This window comes from Rhizobium sophoriradicis, assembly GCF_003939025.1.
In the GTDB taxonomy this organism is placed as follows: Bacteria; Pseudomonadota; Alphaproteobacteria; order Rhizobiales; family Rhizobiaceae; genus Rhizobium; species Rhizobium sophoriradicis.
This window is the reverse complement of the sequence record NZ_RQIH01000008.1, coordinates 186,329-212,776: the sequence shown is the minus strand read 5'-3', so window position 1 is coordinate 212,776 and position 26,448 is coordinate 186,329. Positions and strand designations below refer to the sequence as shown.

The window sequence follows — 26,448 nt, the reverse complement described above, 5'->3', positions numbered from 1 at the left end:
CCAGCTGTGAGAGTTCCGCACGCTGGCAATTGTTTGAGAGGGGCAATCAGTGAACGGCCATGCTTACCATGCGATAAGGGTGCATAGCCTCGAACTGCGAGATCATCGCCGTCGCCTCGAGCAATACGCGCTCGGCATTCTCGGGATCGTCCCGGGCGAGTTCGTCGGCGTTGACGCGGATCGCTTCGGCCATGTTGTTCGACAGTACAGCAAAGTGCATATTGCCCTCGACGAGGGCCTCGCGCGCCGTATCCTCCAGCGTACGAGCGATATCGACGAAGATTTCCTCGCGTTCCTCGATACTGAGGTCTTTGATAATATTGGTCTTCTCTTCCATGTCACTCACTCCTAAAGACGTGGGACGGTGATCGAGCTCATCGAGCCTCGATCGCCTGAGAGCTAGGAACGCCGAAATCCGGATTCAAGCCGGAACAGTTTTGAACTCGTCTTATCAGACGAGGGGACGACCATCGTCATTAGCCCGAACGCAGGAGCCGGCCTTCGGTTCCCCGGCGCCATTAGCAGTCACCGGCAGAGAGTGCTAATTTTTCTGCGTCGCCCCTTGAAATCGAAAAACCATCGAACCAGATCAATCGCGCAAGGCGCGCGACCTTGCACCCGTCCGGACTGGTCATCAGGTCCGGTCTGGCGAACAACGTCATCATTGTTTGTCGATGGAGGAAGACATGTCGTTCCGACCGCTTCATGACCGCATTCTCGTCCGCCGCGTCGATTCCGAGGAAAAGACCAAGGGCGGTATCATCATTCCCGACACCGCCAAGGAAAAGCCGCAGGAAGGCGAGGTCATCGCCGTCGGCCCCGGCGCGCGCGATGATGCTGGCCAGGTCCAGCCGCTCGACGTCAAGGTCGGCGACCGCATCCTGTTCGGCAAGTGGTCCGGCACCGAGATCAAGATCAATGGCGAAGACCTGCTGATCATGAAGGAGAGCGACGTGATGGGTATCATCGAAGCCCAGAGCGAAGGAAAGCAGGCCGCCTGAGACCCTCAGGACGTGGTCAATGCTAGCTGCCTATGAAGGAGTGAGGACATGGCTGCTAAAGAAGTCAAATTCAACGTCGAAGCCCGTGAGAAGCTGCTGCGCGGCGTCGACATCCTGGCCAACGCCGTGAAGGTAACGCTTGGCCCGAAGGGCCGCAACGTCGTGATCGACAAATCCTTCGGCGCGCCGCGCATCACCAAGGACGGCGTTTCCGTCGCCAAGGAAATCGAACTTGAAGACAAGTTCGAAAACATGGGCGCTCAGATGGTCCGCGAAGTGGCTTCGAAGACCAGCGACATCGCCGGCGACGGTACCACGACTGCGACCGTTCTCGCCCAGGCGATCGTCAAGGAGGGCGCCAAGGCCGTTACCTCAGGCATGAACCCGATGGACCTGAAGCGCGGCATCGATCTCGCCGTCACCGCTATCGTCGCGGAACTGAAGGCCAACGCCCGTAGTATCTCCAACAATTCCGAAATTGCCCAGGTCGGCACTATTTCAGCCAACGGTGATTCCGAGATCGGCCGCTTCCTGGCGGAGGCGATGGAAAAGGTCGGCAATGACGGCGTCATCACGGTTGAAGAAGCCAAGACCGCCGAAACCGAACTCGAAGTCGTCGAAGGCATGCAGTTCGACCGCGGCTATCTCAGCCCCTATTTCGTCACCAATGCCGACAAGATGCGGGTCGAGTTCGAGGATCCCTATATCCTGATCCACGAGAAGAAACTGTCGAACCTGCAGTCGATGCTCCCGATCCTCGAAGCCGTCGTCCAGTCCGGCAAGCCGCTTCTCATCATCGCCGAAGACGTGGAAGGCGAAGCGCTTGCAACGCTCGTCGTCAACAAGCTGCGCGGCGGCCTGAAGATCGCTGCCGTCAAGGCCCCTGGCTTCGGCGACCGCCGCAAGGCGATGCTCGAAGACATCGCCGTGCTCACTGCCGGCACTGTCATCTCCGAAGACCTCGGCATCAAGCTCGAATCGGTCACGCTCGACATGCTCGGCCGCGCCAAGAAAGTGTCGGTCGAGAAGGAGAACACCACGATCGTCGACGGTTCGGGCGCCAAGTCCGACATCGAAGGCCGGATTGCCCAGATCAAGGCGCAGATCGAAGAGACCACCTCTGACTACGACCGCGAGAAGCTGCAGGAACGTCTTGCCAAGCTCGCCGGCGGCGTTGCCGTCATCCGCGTCGGCGGCTCGACGGAGGTCGAAGTGAAGGAAAAGAAGGACCGCGTCGACGATGCACTTCACGCAACCCGCGCGGCGGTCGAGGAAGGCATCCTGCCGGGCGGCGGCGTGGCGCTGCTGCGCACCGTCAAGGCGCTTGAAAAAGTCCAGACCGCCAATGCCGACCAGCGCGTCGGCGTCGAGATCGTTCGCCGCGCACTCGAGGCGCCGGCTCGCCAGATCGCCGAGAACGCCGGTGCGGAGGGCTCGGTGGTCGTCGGCAAGCTGCGCGAGAAAAGCGAGTTCTCCTATGGCTGGAACGCGCAGACGGACGAATATGGCGACCTTTATGCGCAGGGCGTCATCGATCCGGCCAAGGTCGTTCGCACCGCCCTTCAGGACGCGGCCTCCATCGCTGGTCTTCTCGTGACGACGGAAGCCATGGTCGCCGAGAAGCCGAAGAAGGATGCCGCTCCGCCATTGCCCCCCGGTGCCGGCATGGATTTCTGACAGATGACAGATAGGCCCGCACGCTCTGCCGGGCGGGCCTTTTTCGAGGGAATGAAAATGGTTCAAACGATCCTAAACCGATCGCAGGTGCCGCTGGACTCCCGCGATCTGGCAACCTGCCAGCAAGTCTTCGACAAGCTCCGCACCGACTACGGGGTGGCAAGGGACAGCGACGAAGCCGAACGAATGGCGAGCATCATCATCGAGCTCTACCGGCAGGGCGTACGCGACCCCAACCACCTGCAATCGATGGTCGAGGCGGCCCGCGGGCTCTTCGAAACGCGCCAGGAGGCGCCGGCTGCGGGGTGACCCCATAGAGCAAGACGCTTAGGTCATTTATATGGGCCGCCGCTGACGAGAGCTTCCTCGGGTGCGGCGGCCATAGCGTTCCTTAGCCTCAGCACAAACCATTCGGCGCGGTCGACAAGCGCGATCCGGGCATCGTCTTATCGGTGATTCAAGAGCTCACGGTCTTCAATCCAACGTCATCGCCGATCATTTCGCTCCGATCCTTTGAAGCTTCACTCATGATCGGGCATCGCCATCACAGCGACGCCTGCCCATCAGACGCGGGATCGAGATTTCCTCGGATAGCCTTTCGGAAAATCGATTCCGATTTAAGAGCCGATGCGCTAGTGACAAGGCTCGAGTGCATTCTGAAGGTTTCGAAATGATTCCACGCCTCCAATCGAGGGATTCCATCCCTCTTCCAGCCGCGGGGTTTTTCCAGCGGCTCGTCGAGGCGGGGTTCGACGGCGATATCGAGACCGGTGCGGCGAGCCGAACCGTATTTTCAACCGACAATTCCATCTACCAAGTCGCTCCGGGCGGCATTCTTTTTCCGAGGAGCGTCGAAGACCTGCAGGTCGTGGCGACCGTGCTGTCGGGACCGGCCTTCCAGGAGATCAGCATCGCGCCGCGCGGCGGCGGCACCGGCACAAACGGTCAATCCCTGACATCCGGCGTCGTGGTGGACTGTTCGCGCCATATGAAATCCATTCTCGATATCGATCCCGTCCGAAGGATCGCGCGTGTCCAGGCGGGCGTCGTCAAGGATGAGCTGAACCGAGCCCTGAAGCCCTACGGCCTGTTCTTCGCGCCCGAACTTTCCACCTCCAACCGCGCCACCATCGGCGGCATGATCTCCACCGATGCCTGCGGCCAGGGTTCATGCCTCTACGGCAAGACCAGCAACCACGTCCTCGGATTGCGTATCGTCCTGATGGACGGGTCCGATTTTTGGTCGCGCCCGATCGACGCAGAGGCGTACGCGAGGGTTGCCGCGCGCGAGGACCGCGTCGGCGATATCCACAGGACGGTCGAACGGATCGCGCGGGAGAAGCACGAGCGGATCGCCGAGATCTTTCCGAAGCTTAACCGCTACATGACCGGCTACGACCTCGCCCATATCAGGCGTGACGACGGACGCTTCGACCTCAATGCCGTTCTTAGCGGCTCGGAGGGAACGCTGGCGATGATCGCCGAAGCAGAACTCAACCTTCTGCCGATCCCCGCCCATGCAGCGCTGATCAACATCCGCTACGGCGATTTCAACACCGCCCTGGAGGACGCGCGCAATCTCGTGGCGCTGAAGGTCGCCTCGGTGGAAACGGTCGACGAGAAAGTGCTCGGCCTCGCGAAAGGCGATATCGTCTGGACCGGCATTGCCCGCTTCTTTCCCGACGATCCGAGCATTGCGACCAATGGCATCAACATCGCCGAAGTGCTGGCCGATAATGAAGACGAACTCGAGCGCAAGCTTGCGGAGGTGACCGCCGCGCTCGACACGGGCGCGAATGCCCGCCATGCCGGTTATACGATCGCCCGGGGCCATGCCGATGTCGAGGCGATCTGGTCGATGCGCAAGCGCGCGGTGGGCCTGCTCGGTAATGTGGAAGGGCCGGTCAGGCCGGTCGCTTTCGTCGAGGATACGGCCGTGCCGCCGGAGAATTTGGCGGCCTATATTCGCGAGTTCCGCGCGCTTCTCGATGGCGCCGGTCTCTCCTACGGCATGTTCGGCCATGTCGATGCCGGCGTCCTGCACGTGCGGCCGGCACTGGACCTCACCCGCGCTGATCACGTCCGGCTGATTCGAGAGGTCAGCGACGCCGTGGTGGCGCTGACCCGCAAATATGGCGGAGTGCTCTGGGGCGAACATGGCAAGGGCGTGCGTTCGGAATATGTGCCGGAGTTTTTCGGCGATCTTTATCCCAGCCTGCAGGAAATCAAGAGGGCTTTCGATCCTGAAAATCGGCTCAATCCCGGCAAGATCGCAACCCCTTCCACGGGAGCGCTGACGAAGATCGACGAAGTCCCGCTGCGGGGAGATACCGACCGCATCATCGGCAACGAGATCCGCTCTGCCTTCGACAACGCCGCCTATTGCAACGGCAACGGCGCCTGTTTCGATTTCGACGAGACGAGCCCGATGTGCCCCTCCTACAAGGCGACGCGCGACCGGCGCTTTTCGCCCAAAGGCCGTGCCGCCCTAATGCGGGAATGGCTAAGGCTGCTTGCCGAGGAGGGCATCGATGCCCGCCAGGAGGCGATGCGCCTGCGGCGGAGCATTCCGCTCGCCAGCCTGGCGCGGCGCGCCTTCAATTCGCTGAACCCGGCAAATCGGAACGACTTTTCCCACGAGGTGCGCGCGGCGATGGACACGTGTCTGGCCTGCAAGGCCTGCGCGGGGCAGTGTCCGGTGAAGGTCAGCGTGCCAGCCTTCCGCTCGAAATTCCTGGAACTCTATTATGGACGCTATCTGCGTCCGCTGAAGGACCCGCTGGTCGCCGCGATCGAAACCACCCTGCCGTTCGTCCGGCGCATTCGGCCTGCCTATAACCTGGTCGTGGGCACGCGCGCCGGCAGAACGATGATGCGTGTCGCCGGACTAACCTCCCTGCCGCATCTGCCGCGAATCTCGCTCGCCAGGGAAGCCGCCCGCCTCGGCGTACCGCTTGCGACGCCCCATTCGATCGAAGCCCTGTCGCCGCAGGAGAGGCAGCGGAGCGTGGTTTTCGTCGCCGACACCTTTACCGCCTATTTCGATCCCGATGTCGCCCTCGCGGCCATCGGGCTCGCCCGCAAAATGGGACTGACGCCGCTTCTTGCGGCGTCCCACGTCAATGGCAAAGCCCTGCATGTTCATGGCTATCTCGGACGCTTCGAGGCTGCGGCCAAGCGGACAGCGCGCTACCTCCAGCGACTGGATGAAACGGGCGTGGCGCTCGTCGGACTCGATCCGTCCATGACGCTCGCCTTCCGCAGCGAATACAAGGGATTGCTGAAGGCGACGGTGCTGCTCCCACAGGAATGGCTCGCCGCCAACCTCGACCGGCTGACCGCTTCGCCTTCTGCCATCAAGGGCAGTAGCTTCCGATTGATGGCCCATTGCACCGAACGCACCAATGCGCCGGCCTCCGTCGCACAATGGCAAAAAGTGTTCGACAGCCTCGGCGTCGATCTTCAGGCGGCGCAAACCGGTTGCTGCGGCATGGCCGGCACCTTCGGACACGAGGCCCGCAACCGGCCGCTCGCGGAGCGCCTTTATGCGCTGAGCTGGAAGCCGGAGCTCGACGCGGCTGGCGACTCCGATATCCTCATGGCGACAGGATATTCATGCCGCTCCCAGGTGAAGGAAATCGACGGCAGGCGGATGCCGCATCCGCTCGAAGTCATCGCCGGGATAGTGTCGGAAAAGGCCGAAATCCCACAGTCACACACGACAGCTCCACGGGGCTGACGACGAAGGCATGTCGCCTGTGAAGCAAAGACCGGCCGGCGATAGCCGAGCCGCTTCGTGACTCGCCACGGCCGCGATCGCGGTGCTATCGTTCGGCAGCAGCCGCGCGACGGCGCTCAGCAGATCGGTCTGCGATATCAGGCCGAGGATCCGGTGGTCATCATCGACAACGATGACCGCATGTGTACGCCCATCCGTCAAAACGGGCAGCAGCGACAGAGCAGCATCCGATGGCCTCGCCACCGCCGGCTTCGAGATTGCATGCGCAATTGTATCGCCGCTCGTAAACAATTCCCGCAGGCCGACGGTGCCGATAAGGCGACCCTCCGGATCCTTCACCGGCAAGGTGCGGATGTTGTGCTTCAGCAGAAGATGCCGGGCAGCATCCGGTTCCGACATGTCGCCGATGGCAATGACGTCACGCGACATGATATCGGCACAGCTGATCTTGTCGTTCGAGCGAATGGCCGCCTGCAGCTCGACCTGCTGCAGCAGCCGGCCGAGATCTGCCCGATCGATATCGAAGGTTTCATCGAGCGCTTCGAGGGCGGCGTCGACATCCTCCTCGCGAAAGCCCACCCGCACGGCAGATGGCGGGTCGACCGTCTGATGGGTATTCTCCGCCGGCTTGGGCACGACATGCGGATAATTCCGCCTGGAAAGCTTGTGGAACAGCAGGCCAAGTGCAACGAGAATGCAGGAGTTCAAGGCGACGGGCACGAAGGGAAAGAGGAAGCCCCAGCCGGCAACGATCGGACCGCCGAGCACCGCGGTCAGCGCCGCAGCCCCTCCCGGCGGATGGAGCGAGCGCGTGAACGACATCGCGCCGATTGCCAGTGAAACTCCGACGCCGGTTGCGATGATCGGGTCGCGAATGAAAAATGCGGCAATGATGCCCATCATGGCGGAAATGGTATTGCCGCCGATAATCGACCATGGCTGCGCCAGCGGGCTTGCCGGCACCGCAAAAAGCAGCACCGCCGAGGCGCCCATCGGCGCCACGATCAAGGGTAGATGCGGTCCCTGGCCGAACAGATAGCCGCTGATGACGCCGGTGAGACCGATGCCCAGCAACGCGCCGAAACAGGCGATCAACCGTTCTCGTAAAGTCGCACCCGCCAGGATGGGCGAAAACAGGCGGAATCGGCGAAAACCGCTCGCCTTCGGGGAAATGGGATATTGCATGCGAAGACCAATTATAAGCGAGGATTGTCTGGCGGGCGAAGGGGAAGACGGAGAAACTAGTTTGTCGCCAGCCGGATGTCTCTGCCCTTTTTAGCGCTGAGGACTTCGTGGAAGGCGCTGAAGGCGCTGGGGCGGTTATCCCTACGGTAAACCAGCAGCGTCTCGACTGGGCCGAGCTGATGGGTCTGGACAGCGGTCGGCCAGTGCATGAGGTCGAGCACGGATTTCGGCATGACACCCGCGGTATTGCCGGTCGCAACGCTCGCCAGGATCGCGTGGTAGGAGCCGAGCTCGCTCGTCGGCAGAGCGCTCGAATTGCGCGCCCAGCTTTCGGCAATCCTGCGATAGGTGCAGCCTGGCTCCAAAGCCGCGAGCGCTCCGACACGCAGGTCGGCAGCGGATTTGATGGCGGGATGTCCTGACGGCAGCACGATCAACAGATCTTCGACGAAGACAGTCTCCATCTCCAGCGCCTTGAGTTCGGCATCGAAATCCAGGTCATCCTCGCGCATCGTCTTCGGCGGCCGGGCGATCAAGGCGCAGTCCAGTGCGTCGGCCAGAACATCGCGGGCGAGATCGCGCGACGCGCCCATCGTCAGATGCAGTGACACATCAGGCCACATCCGGTTGAATTGCGTCAGCGCAGCCGGCAGGCGGCTTGCCGCCGTGCTCTCCATCGTGCCGACCCGCAATGTTCCCGATGGGGCAAGAGGCCGCACGGCTTGGCGCGCTTCCAGCGCAAGCGCCATAAGCCGGTTGGCGTAGGTGAGAAACGCCTCGCCCTCCCGCGTCAACGTCATCTTCTTGCCGTCACGGCTGAAGAGGGAAGCGCCGAGGTCTTCCTCCAACTGCTGAATACGTGTCGTCACGTTCGACGGCACCCGCCCGACGGCTTTGGCAGCCTTTGTAACGCTGCGGTCGCTGGCGACGGCGAGAAATATCTCGATCGAGGAAAGGTCCAAAGAAAATCTCTTTTTCAGAATTTAGGTGATTTATCATTCTCTATATAAAAATGATTGCATCCGCTCAAGCAGGTTTCTGCGTCGCACAGTTCCGCCTCGTCATCCCGGCTTGCCGGGCTGCATGCGCGCTATTCAGCGCGTGGACAAGCCGGCGACTGCCGAAAAAAGGATCGCGCCGCCGCTGAAATAGCCATAGACGCCGCGGCCTCGCCTCTGTGGCGGGCAATTGCGGCTGGCATGGCGTTTGCATCTGTACGCTATCTGCAGAGCGATCGTCGACGACCCATGTTGCACCTTGTCTTCACCTGTCTTCTCCTAAGCGTCGCTTCAGGCCTGAGCATGCGGCGTTTTCTCCTGCCGTATTTTTCTGGCGGCGATCTCGCCGAGAAATCCGCTCCCGTCACGATCGTCGCAACTGCGGTCTTTCTGGCGGCAGTCGCCTTCACCCTCTCCGATCAGGATCTTTGGGCGAAATCGGTCATCCTGATGCTCTGCCTTTCGCTGGCGGCAATGTTCGACGACGCCAGACCCAGGCTCACCATCAGCCTTTCCGCCATCTGCCTGGGCGCTTATCTCGGGCTGCGCACGATCAACTGAGGATCCGCTCGGCCTCGGGCGACAGGCGGACGGCGACGACGCCTTTGGGAAAGTCGTTCTCGTTCCATCATGCGGCTCGCAGAGCCCCCGCAAACAGATCGTGCTCATTCATGTCGTGCCCAATCGCCTCCTTGGGTGGAGCACGATTTTGACTAATCCTAAAAGGATCTTCGTAGAAGAATAATTTTGCAATATCATTCTCCTCTTCTGAATATTTGCCGGAGCAGACCGCTTAGGAGAGAGGGCGATGATAGGCAACGACAATGGAAAGATCTGGTCGCAGTGGTATGCGTGGCATCCCGTACTGCCGATCGACGACACGGTGTTCTGGCTCGAGACCGTATATCGGCGAGAGACTGCTGAGGGTTCCTGGCAATATCGCTCGTTCAGACCCGAGTGCGAACGCATTCAGGATCTGGCATCGCTGCCCCTCTGTCCCGGCGCTTAATTCACCCGAGCGCCTGGCTGACGAGCGCATAGGTTTTCGACTCGTGAAGAGAGAAGGCCGCGATCCGGCCGGCGCGGATCAGCAGCACCCTTGGAATTTTTAAGGAGCCGGCAAGAAGCAGCGTGCGATCCTTGCCGAAGGCCATTCGATCCAAAGCGGCGATCGCCGTCAGATCATCGGCTTCCACGGCCCGTAAAGCGGCACCTGGCGACAGTTCCACATCCGGCGGCAACCCGGGCAAGCCCCAGGGAAAGCTACCCATGGAAACTCCTCGTCAAGACTAGGACGGATTGCGCGATACAATTGACTGACGAAGCCCGTGCAAACACAACAATCGACCAAATCCGGCGCACTTTCGGCAAATAAAGCCAGGGCAGGTCTCTACAGTCGTTGACCAGCCGCGATAGGCCCAACGGCACCATTGACCGCAAAGCCCGATCGCCTCGATATTTCCCGCCGTGAGGACGCCCATGCAGGCAACTGATATTCTGGAAAGGCTCGTTGGTTTCCCCTCCGTCGTCGGAACACCGAACGGCGAGATCGTCGCCTGGATCCGGCACTATCTGCAAAGTCACGGCATCGCCGCCGTAGAGCTTCTGGGCCCCGAGGGTGACCGTTCGAACCTGTTTGCAACAATCGGTCCGAACGAAGTGCCGGGTTATATTCTCTCCGGCCATATGGACGTGGTTCCGGCCGCCGAGGCCGGCTGGAGTAGCGATCCCTTCCGCCTGCGCGCCGAAGCGGATCGCTTCTACGGCCGCGGCACTACCGATATGAAAGGCTTCCTGGCCGCCGTTCTTGCTGCCGTTCCGACGCTCGCATCAATGCGGCTCCGCCGGCCCATCCACCTCGCCTTTTCCTACGATGAGGAGGCCGGCTGCCGCGGCGCCCCGCACATGATCGCCCGCCTGCCGGAACTCTGTAGGCCTCCGCTTGGCGCGATCATCGGCGAGCCGAGCAACATGCGGGCAATCCGCGCCCACAAGGGCAAGGCCGCCGCCCGACTGACGGTCAGGGGCCGGTCCGGCCATTCCTCCCGCCCGGACCAGGGACTGAACGCGATCCACGCCATGTGCAGCGTCCTGGCTTGCGCCAATGCCGAAGCAGTGCGGCTGACACACGGTCCATTCGAAGATGTGTTCGAGCCACCCTACTCATCTCTTCAGGTCGGCACGTTGAAGGGCGGCCAGGCGGTCAACGTCATCCCCGATACCTGCGAGGCCGAGTTCGAAGCGAGAGCCATTTCCGGCGTCGATCCGGCCATTCTGCTGGCGCCGCTGCGCGCGGCGGCCGAGGCGCTGCCGCATCGCGGCTTCGAGGTCGAATGGCGCGAACTCAGCGCCTATCCGGCACTTTCGCTTGCCGCCGATGCGCCGCTTGCGCACCTGCTTGGCGAACTGACCGGCATCGAACCGCTCTCCGCCGTCAGCTACGGCACCGAAGCCGGCCTTTTCCAGCGCGCCGGCATCGATGCGATCATCTGCGGGCCGGGCGATATCGGCCGGGCCCACAAGCCGGACGAGTTCATTCACGGCAGCGAACTCCTGGCCTGCCAGGCAATGGTCGAAGCGCTCGCCCGCCGCTGCACCGCCTGACTTGAGATCAAGGAGCCGATGCAATGACCTTTCTCTTCAATTCCGACGCGAAGCGCGGGACCATATTCGCCGAAGCCTTCGCACGCGAACTGCCCGACATCGCCTTTTCCATGGACCCGGCATCCGTCGAACCGGAGGCTGTGCGTTACCTGATCACCTGGACCGTACCCGAGGATCTCGCGCGCTATCGCAATCTCGAAATCCTGTTCTCGATCGGCGCCGGGATCGACCAGTTCCGCATCGATACCGTGCCTGCGCGGGTCAAAGTGGTGCGGATGGTCGAGGAAGGCATCGTAAGGATGATGCAGGAATATGCGACACTCGCCGTCCTTGCGCTCCATCGCGACCTGCCGGCCTATCTCGACCAGCAGCGGCGCGGGATCTGGCAGCCGATCAAACCGGTACAGGCCGCACAACGCCGCATTGGCGTGCTTGGGCTCGGCATGCTTGGAAGCGCAGTGCTCGAACGTCTGCAACCCTTCGGCTTCCCACTTTCCGGCTGGAGCCGCAGTCCACGCGCGATCGGCGGCGTGCGCTGCCTTAGCGGCAGCGAGGGTCTCGACACCCTGCTTGCAACCACCGACATTCTCGTCTGCCTGCTGCCGCTGACGGAGGAAACGCGCGGCTTCCTGAATGCCGAGCTCTTCGCAAGGCTGCCGGCCGGCGCTGCGCTCGTCCATGTCGGCCGCGGCGCGCAGCTTGATCATCAGGCGCTCGTCAATGCCCTCAATACCGGGCATCTCTCCGGCGCCGTCGTCGATGTCACCGATCCGGAGCCCCTGCCTGCGGGTCACGTCTTCTGGAACCATCCGCAGATCCTGCTGACGCCGCACATTGCCAGCGTCACCCAAGCCGAAACGGCCGCGGCGGCGGTGATCGACAATATCAAGCGGCACCGGGCGGGCCTCGATCCGATCGGGCTCATCGACCGCAGCCGCGGCTACTGATTCATTCCGTTCAAACGTAAACCCCGGAAAGGAAAGCCATGTCCCTGCTCAAGACGATCGACACCAACCCATCCCAGGCGCCGCGCGAGTCCGCCCCCCTTCCCGAGCGCCTGATCTCAGGCAGTCCCACCTTCAAGACCTGGGCGCAGGACGTCGCCCGCGCAGAGACGGTTCATACCGGCGTATGGGAGGCAACGCCCGGCGAGACGCGTTCGATCAAAGGCGAAACGTTCGAGTTCTGCCATATCCTTTCCGGCCTGGTCGAACTCACGCCCGAAGGCGGCGATCCGGTGGTCTACAAGGCCGGCGACAGTTTCGTGATGAAACCTGGCTTCGTCGGCGTCTGGAAGACGATCGAGACGGTGCGCAAGATTTACGTGACCGTCACGTGACGCCGTAGAATTGACTGGTGGCGGCGGCGAAAACGCAATTTTTCGCCGCCTCGGCACCTCCGGTCGATGCATGCTGCTCGCTTTCCCCGGTTAGGCTTGTGTTAGCCCATCCCGAGGACATGCGATGACACTCAGCTTCGACCCAAACACGATTTCCTTGCCCGTAGGACATTTCATCGGCGGCCAGCTGGTTCCGGCCGAAGCCGTCATCGACATGCATCGGCCGTCCGACGGCAAAGCCTATGCGGGCTGCCCGCTTGCCGACGAGGCCCTTGTCGACCACGCCGTCGAGACGGCGGGAAAAGCATTGAACAGCAGCAACTGGGGCGGCGTGCGGCCGCGCGAGCGCACCAAGGCGCTGCAGCGCTGGGCGGACCTGATCGAAGCCGAGGCGGAGACCCTCGCCAAGCTCGAAGCGCTCTCCTCGACCCGCCCCGTCGGCCAGCTCATCGCCGGCGATATCGCCGTCACCGCCGAGCAGATCCGCTTCTTCGCCGAATTCGCCGATAAGGAAGGCAGCGATCTCGTCCCGACCGACGACGAAAATTTCGGCATGATCGTGACGGAGCCCTACGGCGTCGTCGGCGCGATCACGCCGTGGAATTTTCCATTGTCGATGGCAGGGTGGAAACTTGCCCCGGCGTTGGCGGCAGGCAATGCGGTGGTGTTGAAGCCATCGGAGATAACACCATTTTCGACGCTCTACCTTGCCGAACTTTCGGTGCGGGCCGGCCTGCCCGCCGGCCTCGTCAACGTCGTCCTCGGCGACGGTCCGACCACCGGAACCGCCATCACCGGCCATCCGGGAATTTCCAAGGTCAGCTTCACGGGTTCGACCGCGGCCGGCGCGGCGATCATGGCCAATATTGCCCGGACCGGCGTCAAGCCGATGACGCTGGAACTCGGCGGCAAGAGCCCGCAACTGGTCTTCGCCGATGCCGATCTCGATCTCGCCGCAGGCGCCATTGCCGGCAGCATTTTGTCCAACGCCGGCCAGGCCTGCGTCTGCGGATCCCGCCTCATCGTCGAGGCGAAGGTGGCGGAAGCGCTCGCAGCCGCACTTCTCGCGAGGTTGGCGGCAATCCGTCCCGGTCCCACCTGGGAGGAAACGACAGACTATTCGCCCGTCATCTCAGAACGCCAGATCGCCCGCATGGATGGCATAATCCGCGCCGCGATCGAGGGCGGGGCCGAATGCCTCACGGGCGGCGGCCGGCTCGACCGCGAAGGTTATTTCTACGCGCCGACGCTGATGTCAGGTGTGACGGCAACATCGCCCGCGGTTCTGGAAGAAATCTTTGGACCGGTGCTGACCATCCAGACTTTCGAGGATGAGGAGGAGGCGCTGAGGCTGGCCGACCATCCATCTTATGGGCTGGCCGCCGGCCTCTTCACCCGCGATCTCTCGCGCGCGATCCGCCTCACTCGCCGCCTGCAGGCCGGCACCGTCTGGGTCAACCGCTACGGCCGCTCGCGCGACCATATCCTGCCGACCGGCGGCTACAAACAGTCGGGCATCGGCAAGGATCTCGGCCGCGAAGCCTATCACGCCAACCGCAAGAGCAAGAGCGTGCTCATCAGCCTTTAAGGAGCTGCGATGAAAACCTACAAGATCGCCCTTCTGCCCGGAGACGGCATCGGCCGGGACGTGACCGAAGCGGCCTGGGCCGTGCTCGAGAAGACAGCCGGTTCAAGCGGATTTTCTCTCGAGGCAATCCGCCACCCCTGGTCCTGCGACTATTATCTGGAAAACGGCAGCATGATGCCCGCCGACGGCATCGAGACGCTGAGATCCTCCGATGCGATCCTGCTTGGCGCCGTCGGATGGCCTCGTGAAGTGCCGGATTCCGTGTCGCTGCACGGCCTCCTGCTGCCGATCCGCAAGGCATTCGTGCAATATGCCAATATCCGCCCGCATCGGCTGCTACCTGGCGTGCAGGGGCCGCTGCGGTCTGAGGGCTTCGACATCCTCTGTATTCGTGAAAATACCGAGGGGGAATATTCCGGAGCCGGCGGCCGCGTCCACCAGGGCACCGACAGCGAAGTCGCCGTGGAGACCTCGATTTTCACCCGCAAGGGCGTCGAACGCATTCTGCGTTTCGCCTTCGAGCAGGCGCATCGGCGGCGCGGCAAGCTTGCCTCGGTGACAAAGTCCAATGCGCAGAAATATTCGATGGTCTTCTGGGACGAGATTACCCAGATGCTTGCTGCGGAATATCCCGACGTCGAGGTGACCAGCTACCATATCGACGCCATGGCCGCCCGCATGGTCATGGCGCCCGAAAGCCTCGATGTCGTGGTCGCCTCCAACCTGTTCGGCGACATCCTGACCGATCTCGGCGCCGCCATCCAGGGCGGACTCGGCTTTGCGGCATCGGCCAACATCAATCCTGATCGATCGGCGCCATCCATGTTCGAACCCGTTCACGGGTCCGCGCCCGATATCGCTCATCTCGGGATCGCCAATCCGATCGCCGCCATCTGGTCGGGCGCAATGATGCTGGAGCATCTCGGAGAAACGGCTGCCGCCGAAAAGGTGATGGCCGCAATCGAAGCGACGACAGCGCGCGGCATTGGCGCAATTCCCGGCAAGGACAAAACCGACGCGATCACGGCGTCGGTGCTTTCAGCACTCGACTAGCGGATGCCGCGCAAAACGGCGCGCCCGAACTTGTGGAAATAAAATGTTCTGATGAAAGGGGATAAAATGAACGGATTAAGGGATGGCAGCCTGCTTCGCCAGCAAGGGCTCATCGACGGTGAATGGTGCGGAGCTGCAGCCGGCCACACGATCGAGGTGACCGACCCGGCGACGCAGCATGTGCTGGGCACGGTGCCCGATATGGACGGAGCCGATACAAGGGCCGCAATCGCGGCGGCGGAAAAAGCCTTTAGCTCGTGGCGGAAAAAGACCCATGCCGAGCGCGCCGCCTTGCTGGAAGCCTGGCACGATCTGATGCTCGACAATATCGAGGATCTGGCGCTGATCCTCACCAGGGAACAGGGCAAACCGCTGACGGAAGCACGCGGCGAAATCCGTTACGGCGCTTCGTTCATCAAATGGTTCTCCGAGGAAGCCCGCCGCATCGGCGGAACGACCATTCCCTCGCCGACAGCCGATCGGCGGATCGTCGTTTTGAAGGAGCCTGTCGGCGTTTCGGCAATCATCACGCCGTGGAATTTCCCCAATGCGATGATCACCCGCAAGGTGGGGCCGGCGCTTGCGGCCGGCTGCACCGTCGTCATCAAGCCCTCGGACCTGACCCCGTTTTCGGCGCTGGCGCTTGGCGTCCTGGCCGAGAGGGCCGGCATCCCAAAGGGCGTGATTAACATTGTCACCGGCATGCCGGCCGGAATCGGCGACGAGTTGATGACCAACCAGACCGTCCGCAAGATTTCCTTCACCGGCTCGACCCGCATCGGCTCGCTGCTGATGCGCGGCGCGGCCGACAGCGTCAAGCGGCTCAGCCTCGAACTCGGCGGCAACGCGCCCTTTATCGTTTTCGACGATGCCGATCTCGATCTTGCCGTGGAAGGTGCGATTGCCTCGAAATTCCGCAATGGCGGCCAGACCTGCGTCTGTGCCAACCGCCTTCTCGTCCAGTCCGGCGTCTACGATGCCTTTGCCGCCAAACTTGGCGCGCGCATCTCGGCCATGAAAGTCGGCGTCGGCACGGATGCCGGCACGGATATCGGGCCGATGATCAACAAGGCGGCGATCGAGAAGATCAAACGTCATGTAGACGATGCGGTGAAAAAGGGCGCGAGAATCCTCGCCACTGCGAGTTCTGTGCCGGCCGGTGATCAATATGCGGTGCCGATGGTGCTTGGCGGGGCGACAACCGACATGCAGCTTGCCAGCGAAGAGACATTCGGGCCGGTTGCGCCGCTCTTCCGCTTCGACACGGAGGAAGAGGCGATCCGCATTGCCAATGCGACCCCCTTCGGCCTTGCCGCCTACTTCTACACCGAGAGCCTGAAGCGCTCCTGGCGTGTCGGCGAAGCGCTCGAATTCGGTATAATCGGCCTCAACACCGGCGCCATTTCCACCGAGGTCGCCCCGTTCGGCGGCGTCAAGCAATCCGGCGTTGGCCGTGAGGGCGCGCAGTGCGGCATCGAGGAATATCTGGAAATGAAGAGCTTCCACATCGGCGGGCTTTCCTGACCCGCAAAAACAAAGGGCGCCGGAAATTCATCCCGGCGCCCATGCACCATCTATGTTCTGGAAAGATCGAACCGCTCTCGCGTGCGCGCCGCTTACTTGAAGCGATCAAGCGCCTTGTAATAAAGCCCGACCATTGGCAGGAACCACGGCTTGCCGAAATGGCCTGGAACGGCGGGCCATTCGAGCCCCTTTACCGGGTTGCGGTCCGTCTTGCCCATAATGGCATCGGCCATGATCATGCCGAGGTGGGTGGAAAGCTGGGCGCCATGGCCGGAATAGCCCATCGCGTACCATACGCCGTCGACATAGCCGGCACGCGGATAGCGGTCCTTCGTCATATCGACGAGCCCGCCCCAGCAGTAATCGACTTCGACGCCGGCAAGCTGCGGGAAGATCTCGGCGAGACTGGTACGCAGAATATCGCCGCTCTTTGCATCCGATCGCTGATCCGACGTTGCGGAAAAGCGGGCGCGACCGCCGAAGATCAGCCGCTTGTCCGGCGACAGCCGGAAATAGTTGCCGATGTTCATCGAGGTGACACAGGTCCGATTTCCCGGCATAGTCGCGGCGATTTCAGCATCGCTGAGCGGACGGGTGGCGATCAGGAAGCTGCCGACGGAAATGACCCGCCGGCGGAAATAGCTAAAGAGCGACGGCGTGTAGGCGCCGGTCGCGACAAGGACGTGATCGGCGGTAACGGTGCCCCGCGCGGTCTGAAGGCTGTGGCGGCCATTACCCTGCCTGTGAGCGGTCACCGCAGCCTGTTCGAAGATCGTCGCTCCATGGCGGGCGGCTGCGGCGGCAAGCCCGGCGACATAGCGGCCCATATGCATCATCGCGCTCTTCTTCGAGAGCATGGCGCCGTAGAAGGGCGATCCGACCTCGCTCTTCAGCTCATTTGCCGTCAGGAGTGCCGTGTCCGCATCGACTTCTCTGTGCACGGCCTCGAAATTGCGGGCAATGGCCTCGAAGTGCTGCGGCTTGGAGGCAAGCTTCAGCTTTCCGGCACGACGGAAACTGCAGTCGATCCCCTCTTCGGTGATGATCGTCTCGATCGTATCGATGGAATCGTCGAAGGCCCGGTAGAGTGCAACGGCCCGCTCCGGGCCCAGCGAGGCCTTGGCGGACAGGAAACTGTGGGCGAGCCCGTTATTGAGATGGCCGCCATTGCGTCCCGATGCTCCCCAGCCGACGCGTTCGGCCTCCAGCACAACGACCATGACGCCGGCTTTCGCAAGCTGGCGCGCGGCTGCGAGCCCGGTGAACCCGGCGCCGATGACGGCCACATCATAATGTCCTTCGACAGGACCTTTGGCCGCCTCCGCAAAAGGAGGGGCCGTGGCGTGCCAGTAGGATTGGAACTGCATCCGCTTGTCTCCGTCAGAGCCCGACGACGCCCGGGAGGCCCGAAATATTCGGGATTTCGACATAGCCGTAATAGGGATTGGCCGGCTCGTGACCGCGATTGACCCAGACCTTGTTCTTGATGCCGAGATCATGCGCAGACATCAGATCGTAGCGGAAGGAGGACGAGCAATGCAGCACATCCTCCGGCCCGCAGCCCAGCATGTCGAACATGTATTCGAAAGCCTGGAAACGCGGCTTGTAGGCATTGGCCTGCTCAGCGGTATAGACCGCGTGAAAGGGCGCCGCGAGCTTTTCGACATTCGACATGATCTGAGCGTTCATGGCGTTGGACAGGATGACCAAGGGAATCTCCTTGGCAACCCTGGCAAGACCCTCGGGTACGTCGCGATGCGGCCCCCAGGTCGGAACACGCTCGTAAACCATTTGCGCGGCTTCGTCGCGAAAGGTCACGCCGTTGCGCTTGCATGTCCGCTCGAGCGAATTGTGCACGACCTCCGCATAGGGCTTCCAGGCGCCCATGATCTCGTCGAGACGATAGGCCGCGAAATTCTTGATGAACTCCGCCATGCGCGGCTCGTCGAGCTGGTCGCCGTAAAGGTCGCGCGCCGCTTCCGCCATCTGGAAGTTGGTCAGCGTGCCGTAGCAATCGAAGGTGATGTATTTCGGACGGAACGTGGTCATCTGCATATCCTCGAACGATCGGAGCTGTGGAACGTGTTAACAATCATAGGCACCGCTTTGCCCATCGCTTGCCTGAATCGGCGGCATCGGAAGCAGAATCTATCGTATAGAAACCGGCGTTTGGCAGAAGGTTGCGCGCTCCCGCAGGCGATCATGCCGTCGAGCTCGACGATCCTCGAAGCGATGAGGGTTCAATCGTGATCGTGATCGCGGTGCGAGGGAAGATCGAGGCCAAAGGTCTTGACGAGATCGGCCACTTGCTCCGGGCTGAGGAAGCGGGGATTGAGGTTTCGCAGCAGCAGATATAGCTTCGCCGTTTCCTCCAGTTCCTCGGTTGCGAAGACCGCCGCCTCCAGACTGTCACCGGCGACGACGGGTCCATGATTGGCCAGAAGCACAGACGAATATTTGCCCGCCAGTCCGCGGATCGCATCGGCCACCGCCGGATCGCCGGGACGGTAATAGGGAACCAAAGCAGTCTCGCCGGCCCGCATCAGATAATATGGCGTCATCGGCGGCAAAGCGGCACGCGGATCGATCTCCGGCAGCATGGTCAGCGCCACCGCATGAGTGGAATGAAGATGGACGATGGCGCGGGCGCTGCCGCGTGTCTCGTAGAGGGCGGTGTGGAGCGGGATTTCCTTGGTCGGCTTGTCGCCGGACAGAAGCCGGCCTTCGGCATCGAGCCTTGAAATACGCGCCGGATCGAGAAAGCCGAGCGAGGCGTTGGTCGGCGTGACCAGCCAGCCGCCGTCCTCCAGCCGCAACGATATGTTGCCCGACGATCCGGGCGTCAGCCCGCGCTCAAACAGCGAGCGGCCGTACCGGCAGATTTCCTCACGCAGGCGCGCGTCGGACATGACAGTTCCTCCAATTCATGCGGTTGCCCCTTCGATCAGCTCAAAGCCGAGATCGATGGCCTGCGGCGGCGCGTTGGCGACGACCAACTGCGCGGCTAGCTCACCCGTCGCCACGCGCGGCGTCCGGATGGTCGACAAGGGTTGCGGTATCGCCCGGCCGATATCGAGGCCGTTATAGCCAAAAATGGCGAGCTGCGACGGGATTGCGATCCCCTGAGCGAGACAATGAAAATAACCGCCGAGCGCCATGTCGTCGTTGGAAAAATAGACCGCATCGAGATCGGTCGCGCGTGCAAGCAGTCGCTCCAGCGCCAACCTGCCGTTCTCCACCGAGGATGGGCCGGCAAGAATTTCCTGGGCGACCAGGGGGGCGCCGGCGGCATCGAGCGTTTCGCAAAAACTGGAAAAGCGCTTGCCGGCGCGGGTGTCCCGCTTCAGGTCGTGACCGACATAGCCGATCCGGCGATAACCCCGCTTGAGCAGGAAGGCAGCGCTCTCGCGTCCGGCCGCGCGGTTGGAGAAGCCGACCGCGATATCAAGGGCATCGCCGTCCAGATCCAGCAGTTCCACGACCCGGCATCCGCTGGCGCGCAGCATCTTCGCCGTGCCGTCAGTATGCTCGTATCCTGCCAGCATCACCGCCGCAGGCCGCCAGGCTAGCATCGCGGCGGCGAGTGCTTCCTCCTTGCCCGGATCATAGTCGGTCACCGAAAAAACCGCCTGATAGCGGTTTTCCTCCAGAACAGCGCTGGCACCGCGCAGCACGTCGGCAAAGACGATGTTGGACAGCGAGGGAATGACGAAGGCGACAAGGCGTGAGGTGGTGGACGCGAGCGTTCCGGCAATCCGATTCGGCACATAGCCTAGCCGTTCAACGGCAGCCATCACCCGCTCGCGCGTCTTGCCTGAAAACGAACCATGGTTGCGCAGAACGCGCGACACCGTGCTTTCCCCGACTCCAGCCGCCTCCGCGACTTCTGCAATGGTGACCGTCGCCTGATGTTTGAGTTCCATGTCAATTTCGGATCCGGCGCTAGGAGGCTTTGAGGCGCGGACCAGTTGTTGGGGCGCCAAGGCTGCCACTGTCATTTTTCACCACTTCGGACAAGAAGCAAGTTATTTTTGGCAGCGCTGCCAATTTCCCGTTGGCAATGCGCCACGATTGATTTAAAAAGAATGGCAGCGCTGCCAAAATGAGCCTGAAGGACATTCTCATGACACCGTCTGCTGAAAACTCAAGCCTTGCCGTCAGCGTCGCCGTTATCGGGCTCGGTTCCATGGGGCTGGGAATGGCCCGGTCGATGAAGCGCGCAGGTCTTGACGTCGTTGGGTATGACATAACCCCGGCAGCGGTGGACCGCTTCGCCGCCGAAGGCGGACGGGGCGCGGCGACCCCCGCCGACGCCGCCAAGGACGCCGACATCGTCGTCTCCGTGGTGGTCAACGGCGAGCAGACCGAGACCGTGCTGTTCGGACCGCAGGGCGCTGCGGATACGATGAAGCCCGGCGCCGTCTTCATCTCGTCAGCGACCATGGATCCAGCCATCGCGCGCGATCTGGCGGGGCGGACGGAGGCCCTCGGCCTGCACTATCTCGACGCGCCGATTTCAGGTGGCGCGGCCAAGGCCGCGCTTGGCGAGCTGACGATCATGGCTTCCGGCTCCGGCCGAGCTTTCGATACGGCCCGCCCCGCGCTCGATGCCATGGCCGGCAAGGTCTACGAGCTCGGCGAGGCCGCCGGCACAGGCGCTGCGTTCAAGATGATCAACCAGCTTCTCGCCGGCGTGCACATTGCAGCCGCATGCGAGGCGATAAGCTTTGCCGCCAAGCAGGGCCTCGACCTCGACAAGGTCTATCAAGTCATCACCGCCTCAGCCGGCAATTCCTGGATGTTCGAAAATCGCGTGCCCCACGTGCTGGCCGGAGATTATACGCCGCTCAGCAGCATCGAGATCTTCGTCAAGGATCTCGGCATCGTCCAGGATATGGCCCGTTCCGAGCGTTATCCGGCACCGCTCGCGGCAGCGGCCCTGCAGATGTACCTGGCGGCCGCCGGCGCCGGCATGGGCCGTGACGACGATTCCTCGCTCGCCCGGCTCTACGCGCAGCTTTCCGGCGCGCAATTGCCCGGCTCGGCCAAAGAACCGCAGAGCCGATAAGGAATATCGATATGCCCGCTTTCGCCGCCAACCTGACGATGATGTTCAACGAATGGGACTTCCTCGATCGCTTCGACGCCGCAGCCGATGCGGGATTTTCCGCCGTCGAATACCTCTTCCCCTACGAGGCCGCACCGGAGGCCATCGCCGAACGGCTTGCCCGCAACAATCTGCGGCAAGCTTTGTTCAATTTGCCGCCGGGCGACTGGGGTGCGGGCGAGCGCGGCATCGCGGCTCTTCCCGGACGGTTCGACGACCTCAAAGCGGATGTCGAGCGGGCATTGGACTATGCGGCGGCGACGGGCGTCAGGCGATTGCACCTGATGGCGGGTATCGCCGACCCTCATGATCAGGAGGCCGCCTCTTCCTACCGGCGCTCCGTCGCCTACACTGCCGGCCGGCTTGCGGAAAAAGGCATCGATCTCCTGCTGGAGCCGATCAATGGGCGCAACATGCCGAGATACTTCCTCAACGACTTCGCGATCGCCGAGCGGCTGATCGCCGAATGCGGCCTGCCGAATCTGAAGCTGCAGTTCGACATCTATCACCGTCAGATCCTCCATGGCGACGTCACGATGGCATTGCGGCGGCTGCTGCCGATCACCGGCCACATCCAGATCGCCAGCGTGCCGTCACGCAACGAGCCGGACGGGGAGGAGCTGAACTATCCCTACCTGTTCGGCGAAATCGACCGGCTGGGTTATGACGGCTTCATCGGCTGCGAATATATCCCGCGCGGCCAGACGCTGGACGGCCTTGGGTGGTTCAAACCTTTTGCAAGGAGCTAGACGATGGCTATATCGCTTGGATCGATCGCAGACGACTATACGGGCGCGTCCGATCTCGCCAACACGCTGACGAAGAACGGACTGCGCACGGTGCAGACGGTCGGCATTCCCGATCCGTCGCTCGCGCTGCCGGATATCGATGCTGTGGTCGTTTCGCTGAAAATCCGCTCCGTTCCGGCTTCGGAGGCCGTGAACGCTGCAACCAAAGCTGAGCGCTGGCTGCGCCAGCAGGGCGCGGGCCATGTGCTTTACAAGATCTGCTCGACCTTCGATTCCACCGATGCCGGCAATATCGGCCCCGTCACCGAGGCTTTGAGCGAGGCGGCGGGCGGCGGCGGCGTGCTGGTTACACCGGCCTTTCCGGAAACAGGGCGCACCGTCTATCTCGGCCACCTCTTCGTCGGCGGCCAACCGCTGAACGAAAGCCCGCTCAAGGACCACCCGCTGAACCCAATGCACGACGCCAATCTCGTGCGGGTTCTCGCCCGGCAATCGCGCGGCACCGTCGGACTGATCGATCTCCCAGCCATCGCTGCCGGAGCGGCCGCCGCCAAGGCGAAGCTCGATGCCCTTGCCAGGACGGGCGCGACCATGGCTATCGCCGACGCGATTTTCGAACGGGATCTGGAAACGCTGGGCGAAATCGCGCTGGAAACGCCGGTATCCACCGGGGCGTCCGGCCTCGGCCTCGGCCTTGCCCGCGCGCTTGTCCGTTCCGGCCGGATCTCCGGCAGCGCGACAGGTGAAGACGTCATTCGCCCTGTGGGCGGGCTTTCAGCGATCATTGCCGGCAGCTGTTCGAAGGCGACGCTGCGCCAGATCGACGTCGCCGAACGAGTGATGCCCGTGCTGCGGCTTGATCCGGAGCGGCTGCTGGCCGCCGGTCCGGATCAGATCGCCGCGGCGATTTCCTGGGCCGGTGACCGCATTTCTGCTGGCCCGGTCGTGGTCGCCGCGAGCGCGGCACCCGAAACCGTATCCCGGCTGCAATCGCAATATGGGCGGGAGGCCTCCGGCCACGCGATCGAGACCGCCACATCGATCATCGCCGCCGAACTGGTGGAGAGAGGCGTGCGGCGCCTCGTGGTCGCAGGCGGCGAGACCTCGGGGGCCGCAGTCGACAAGCTCGCCATCCCGGCATTTCTGATCGGCCCCGAAATTGCTCCCGGCGTGCCGGTACTGCGCACGGTCGGCAATGCGCAAGGCGATATGCTTCTAGCGTTGAAATCAGGCAATTTCGGAGGCGAAGATTTCTTCACCGCAGCGCTGGCGATGATGCAGTGACAAGACTCAGGCCTGCAACACACTCGCAGCAAGCGGTTTGCGAGAGGGTCGGTCCGCCAGCATAAGATGCGGCGACCCATGATCGCAAAGCCATAAGATACTGCTTGAACCACGGCCTTCAGACGATCTGCCCGCCGGCACTCCGGCAGACTTGCGGGAAGCCATGGGTCGGCCACGCCGCCGCCCCTGCTGCCACCACCTTCGCGCTTGCCAGCCAGGCGCTCGGCTGATCGGAGACCTCATGTACGCCAACTCGCTCATCGAACTCGACCGCGCCCATCTCATCCATCCGGTCGCCTCCTACCGCAGCCACGAGAAGCATGGCGTGCGCGTGCTGGCCTCGGCCAAGGGCGCAACGGTCACCGACGCTTCCGGCAAACAGCTGATCGACGGCTTCGCCGGCCTCTGGTGCGTCAATGCTGGTTACGGCCACGAGAGCATTGTCGAGGCAGCGGCCCGGCAGATGCAGGAGCTTCCCTACGCAACGGCCTATTTCGGCCTCGGGTCCGAGCCGGCGATCCGGCTTGCCTCAGAACTCGCCGATCGGGCGCCAGGCGATCTCAACCATGTCTACTTCACCCTCGGCGGCTCCGACGCAGTAGACAGCACAATCCGGTTCATCCGCTACTACTGGAATGCCCGAGGCCGTCCTGAGCGCGACCAGTTCATCTCGGTCGAACAGGGATATCACGGCTCCTCGACGGCGGGTGCGGGCCTGACCGCCTTGCCTGCCTTCCATGCAGGCTTCGGCCTTCCCTTTGACTGGCAGCATAAGATTCCGTCTCACTACGCCTATCGCAACCCCGTCGGCGATGATCCACAGGCGATCATCGAAGCCTCGCTCGCCGCGCTGAAAAGCAAGGTCGAGGCGATCGGGCCGGAGCGGGTCGCCGCCTTTTACGTCGAACCGATCCAGGGTTCGGGCGGCGTCCTCGTACCGCCGAAAGGCTGGGTGAAGGCAATGCGCGACTTCTGCCGCGAGCACGACATCCTTTTCGTGGCGGATGAGGTGATCACCGGCTTTGGCCGCACCGGGCCGCTTTTTGCCTGCAGCGAGGAAGAGGTCGTGCCGGATTTCATAACGACTGCCAAGGGCCTCACCTCCGGCTACGTCCCGATGGGCGCCGTCTTCATGGCCGACCACGTCTATGAAACGATTGCCGAGGGGGCCGGCGCCACCGCTATCGGTCACGGCTACACCTACTCGGCCCATCCCGTCAGCGCCGCGGTCGGCCTGGAAGTCCTGAAGCTTTACGAAAATGGCCTTCTCCAGAATGGCGTCAGAGCCGGGGCGCGGCTGATGCGGGGCCTCCAATCGCTGAGAGATCACCCGCTCGTCGGCGATGTCCGTGGCCGCGGCATGCTCGCGGCCGTCGAACTGGTGGTCGACAAAAGCAACAAGACGCCGCTGCCGTCATCTGCTGAACCCGCCCGCCGGATCTTCGATCGTGCATGGGAGAACGGCCTCGTCATACGCGCCTTCGCCAACGGCGTCCTCGGTTATGCGCCGCCGCTATGCTGCACCGAAACGGAAATCGATGCGATCGTCGAGCGCACGCGCATCACGCTGGACGAGACGCTTGAGGACCCGGATGTGCGCCGGGCGCTGCGCGCCTGAGTATACCGCGAAACTGCCGGATTCGGAATTTTGTGCCGCTCAATGGCGTCATTTCGGAGAATCCGGCGCAGTGCAGGTGACAAACTGAAATCGACCAAAGGCCTTGATCCCGGCAAAGGCGGGCCTTCCACAAGAGCGGGACAAAGATCCCGCCGGGAACAGAATATTCTTCTTTGAGAAGCGTGCTCCCATCGGAGCCGAACACTGGGGAATTCGCGTGAGCAAGAGCCTTTTGGGATTCAAGTATATGACCTTCGACGTCGTCGGCACGCTCATCGACTTCGAGGGCGGCCTCAAGGCCTGTCTCGCCGAGATCGCGGCCGAAACGGGAATTGAAATCGATGGCGAACGTGCCCTCAGCCTCTATCGCGAGGCCCGCTATTCCGGCGACGCCGACCTCTTTCCCGACGACCTCGTGCGCGTCTATCTCACAATCGCGCCGACGCTCGGCCTTCCCGCCGATCGCAAATACGGCGAGCGGCTGCGGGACTCGGCGAAAAACTGGAAAGGTTTCGCAGACAGCACCGCAGCACTGGCAAGCCTGGCGAAAAACTACCGTCTGGTTGCGATGACCAATGCCCGACGCTGGGCCTTCGCCTTCTTTGAGAAAGAGCTCGGCAATCCCTTCTATGCCGCCTTCACCGCCGACGACACAGGGACCGAAAAACCCGATCCCGCCTTCTTCGAGACGGTCTTCGCCTACATCGCTTCGGAAGGGCATTCCAAGAACGACATCCTGCATGTCGCCCAGAGCCAGCATCACGATATCGGGATTTCCAGGAAGCTGGGGCTGACCAATTGCTGGATCGAGCGGCGCCATGACCAGAAGGGTTACGGCGGCACGATCGAACCGGCCGAATTCACGACACCAGACTATCATTTCACGTCCATGGCAGGCCTTTCCGCTGCCGTGGCCGCCGCGCGTGCCTGACTATGAACCGGTGCGGACTCGCCTCGCAAGGCAGCCGCCGCAAAAGAAAAG

At 62.5% G+C, this 26,448-nt stretch carries 24 protein-coding genes and 2 pseudogenes; 18 read left to right on the top strand and 8 right to left on the bottom strand.

Translation table 11 applies throughout. The features are described from left to right. Positions 1-46: 46 nt before the first annotated feature. Positions 47-337 carry a hypothetical protein gene (locus EFR00_RS15480; RefSeq protein ID WP_009992999.1) on the bottom strand — a complete coding sequence of 97 codons (291 nt, stop codon included), beginning with the start codon at positions 335-337 and terminating at the stop codon, positions 47-49. A 349-nt stretch (positions 338-686) separates the two neighbouring features. On the opposite strand from EFR00_RS15480, the gene groES reads away from it, so the two are divergent. The 4 genes from groES to ydiJ all read left to right on the top strand — a co-directional run bounded on the left by groES (position 687) and on the right by ydiJ (position 6,417). Continuing rightward, positions 687-1,001 carry a co-chaperone GroES gene (groES, locus tag EFR00_RS15475; RefSeq protein WP_009992998.1) on the top strand — a complete coding sequence of 105 codons (315 nt, stop codon included), beginning with the start codon at positions 687-689 and terminating at the stop codon, positions 999-1,001. Between the two features lie 48 nt (positions 1,002-1,049). After that, positions 1,050-2,678, top strand: a complete 1,629-nt coding sequence (groL, locus tag EFR00_RS15470) for a chaperonin GroEL (RefSeq protein WP_040141894.1) — start codon at positions 1,050-1,052, stop codon at positions 2,676-2,678. Positions 2,679-2,735: 57 nt separating this feature from the next. Beyond that, complete coding sequence (locus EFR00_RS15465; protein WP_040112253.1) at positions 2,736-2,987, top strand: hypothetical protein; 252 nt, start codon at positions 2,736-2,738, stop codon at positions 2,985-2,987. A 361-nt stretch (positions 2,988-3,348) separates the two neighbouring features. Then, the gene (gene ydiJ / locus EFR00_RS15460) at positions 3,349-6,417 is read left to right on the top strand and encodes a D-2-hydroxyglutarate dehydrogenase YdiJ (protein ID WP_077989071.1); all 3,069 of its coding nucleotides are present in this window, start codon (positions 3,349-3,351) and stop codon (positions 6,415-6,417) included. 63 nt (positions 6,418-6,480) lie between these two features. Here the strand turns inward: ydiJ and EFR00_RS15455 are convergent. Both EFR00_RS15455 and EFR00_RS15450 read right to left on the bottom strand, forming a co-directional pair. After that, positions 6,481-7,602: pseudogene (locus EFR00_RS15455) on the bottom strand (HPP family protein); the annotation flags it as partial. Between the two features lie 56 nt (positions 7,603-7,658). After that, a complete protein-coding gene (locus EFR00_RS15450) occupies positions 7,659-8,564 on the bottom strand; it encodes a LysR substrate-binding domain-containing protein (protein ID WP_077989070.1) in 906 nt (301 codons plus the stop codon). A gap of 285 nt (positions 8,565-8,849) precedes the next feature. Here EFR00_RS15450 and EFR00_RS15445 point away from each other — a divergent pair, with 285 nt between their 5' ends. Together EFR00_RS15445 and EFR00_RS33565 are read left to right on the top strand one after the other, a co-directional pair. Further along, the gene (locus EFR00_RS15445; protein ID WP_009986321.1) at positions 8,850-9,161 is read left to right on the top strand and encodes a hypothetical protein; all 312 of its coding nucleotides are present in this window, start codon (positions 8,850-8,852) and stop codon (positions 9,159-9,161) included. A 247-nt stretch (positions 9,162-9,408) separates the two neighbouring features. Next, positions 9,409-9,609 carry a hypothetical protein gene (locus EFR00_RS33565; protein ID WP_040112258.1) on the top strand — a complete coding sequence of 67 codons (201 nt, stop codon included), beginning with the start codon at positions 9,409-9,411 and terminating at the stop codon, positions 9,607-9,609. A gap of 46 nt (positions 9,610-9,655) precedes the next feature. Here the strand turns inward: EFR00_RS33565 and EFR00_RS15435 are convergent. Then, a pseudogene (locus EFR00_RS15435) lies at positions 9,656-9,841 on the bottom strand (GNAT family N-acetyltransferase); the annotation flags it as partial. A gap of 238 nt (positions 9,842-10,079) precedes the next feature. Between EFR00_RS15435 and argE the strand changes: the two are divergent. The 6 genes from argE (at position 10,080) to EFR00_RS15405 (ending at position 16,708) form a co-directional block, all read left to right on the top strand. Then, positions 10,080-11,204 (top strand): acetylornithine deacetylase, encoded by a 1,125-nt coding sequence (argE, locus tag EFR00_RS15430; RefSeq protein ID WP_077989069.1) that lies wholly within the window; start codon positions 10,080-10,082, stop codon positions 11,202-11,204. A 23-nt stretch (positions 11,205-11,227) separates the two neighbouring features. Further along, positions 11,228-12,151 (top strand): 2-hydroxyacid dehydrogenase, encoded by a 924-nt coding sequence (locus EFR00_RS15425; RefSeq protein WP_077989068.1) that lies wholly within the window; start codon positions 11,228-11,230, stop codon positions 12,149-12,151. Between the two features lie 38 nt (positions 12,152-12,189). After that, entirely contained in the window at positions 12,190-12,543 is a 354-nt protein-coding gene (locus tag EFR00_RS15420) for a cupin domain-containing protein (protein WP_077989067.1), read from the top strand. A 124-nt stretch (positions 12,544-12,667) separates the two neighbouring features. Continuing rightward, positions 12,668-14,131, top strand: coding sequence for an aldehyde dehydrogenase family protein (locus EFR00_RS15415; protein ID WP_077989066.1), 1,464 nt, complete (start codon positions 12,668-12,670; stop codon positions 14,129-14,131). 9 nt (positions 14,132-14,140) lie between these two features. Next, positions 14,141-15,184, top strand: coding sequence for a tartrate dehydrogenase (locus tag EFR00_RS15410; RefSeq protein ID WP_077989065.1), 1,044 nt, complete (start codon positions 14,141-14,143; stop codon positions 15,182-15,184). A gap of 66 nt (positions 15,185-15,250) precedes the next feature. Then, positions 15,251-16,708 carry an NAD-dependent succinate-semialdehyde dehydrogenase gene (locus EFR00_RS15405; protein ID WP_077989064.1) on the top strand — a complete coding sequence of 486 codons (1,458 nt, stop codon included), beginning with the start codon at positions 15,251-15,253 and terminating at the stop codon, positions 16,706-16,708. 92 nt (positions 16,709-16,800) lie between these two features. Here EFR00_RS15405 and EFR00_RS15400 read toward each other — a convergent pair whose 3' ends face one another. The 4 genes from EFR00_RS15400 to EFR00_RS15385 all read right to left on the bottom strand — a co-directional run bounded on the left by EFR00_RS15400 (position 16,801) and on the right by EFR00_RS15385 (position 20,631). Then, positions 16,801-18,075 carry an NAD(P)/FAD-dependent oxidoreductase gene (locus EFR00_RS15400; RefSeq protein ID WP_077989063.1) on the bottom strand — a complete coding sequence of 425 codons (1,275 nt, stop codon included), beginning with the start codon at positions 18,073-18,075 and terminating at the stop codon, positions 16,801-16,803. A 13-nt stretch (positions 18,076-18,088) separates the two neighbouring features. After that, entirely contained in the window at positions 18,089-18,757 is a 669-nt protein-coding gene (locus EFR00_RS15395; protein WP_009983979.1) for a haloacid dehalogenase type II, read from the bottom strand. Positions 18,758-18,948: 191 nt separating this feature from the next. After that, positions 18,949-19,617: a 3-oxo-tetronate 4-phosphate decarboxylase gene (gene otnC, locus EFR00_RS15390; RefSeq protein ID WP_040112267.1), complete on the bottom strand. Its 669-nt coding sequence runs from the start codon at positions 19,615-19,617 to the stop codon at positions 18,949-18,951. A gap of 15 nt (positions 19,618-19,632) precedes the next feature. Beyond that, positions 19,633-20,631 (bottom strand): LacI family DNA-binding transcriptional regulator, encoded by a 999-nt coding sequence (locus tag EFR00_RS15385; protein ID WP_077989062.1) that lies wholly within the window; start codon positions 20,629-20,631, stop codon positions 19,633-19,635. A gap of 200 nt (positions 20,632-20,831) precedes the next feature. On the opposite strand from EFR00_RS15385, the gene ltnD reads away from it, so the two are divergent. From ltnD to EFR00_RS15360, 6 genes are all read left to right on the top strand, one after another. After that, complete coding sequence (gene ltnD, locus EFR00_RS15380) at positions 20,832-21,776, top strand: L-threonate dehydrogenase (protein ID WP_077989162.1); 945 nt, start codon at positions 20,832-20,834, stop codon at positions 21,774-21,776. 11 nt (positions 21,777-21,787) lie between these two features. Further along, on the top strand, positions 21,788-22,564 hold the full coding sequence (gene otnI, locus EFR00_RS15375; protein WP_077989061.1) for a 2-oxo-tetronate isomerase: 777 nt from the start codon (positions 21,788-21,790) through the stop codon (positions 22,562-22,564). Positions 22,565-22,567: 3 nt separating this feature from the next. Beyond that, positions 22,568-23,848: a 3-oxo-tetronate kinase gene (gene otnK / locus EFR00_RS15370; RefSeq protein ID WP_077989060.1), complete on the top strand. Its 1,281-nt coding sequence runs from the start codon at positions 22,568-22,570 to the stop codon at positions 23,846-23,848. Positions 23,849-23,952: 104 nt separating this feature from the next. Further along, positions 23,953-24,078, top strand: a complete 126-nt coding sequence (locus tag EFR00_RS33905; protein WP_280950815.1) for a hypothetical protein — start codon at positions 23,953-23,955, stop codon at positions 24,076-24,078. Positions 24,079-24,089: 11 nt separating this feature from the next. Then, complete coding sequence (locus EFR00_RS15365) at positions 24,090-25,466, top strand: aspartate aminotransferase family protein (protein ID WP_077989059.1); 1,377 nt, start codon at positions 24,090-24,092, stop codon at positions 25,464-25,466. Between the two features lie 217 nt (positions 25,467-25,683). Beyond that, positions 25,684-26,397 carry an HAD-IA family hydrolase gene (locus EFR00_RS15360; protein ID WP_077989058.1) on the top strand — a complete coding sequence of 238 codons (714 nt, stop codon included), beginning with the start codon at positions 25,684-25,686 and terminating at the stop codon, positions 26,395-26,397. The last annotated feature ends 51 nt before the right edge of the window (positions 26,398-26,448 follow it).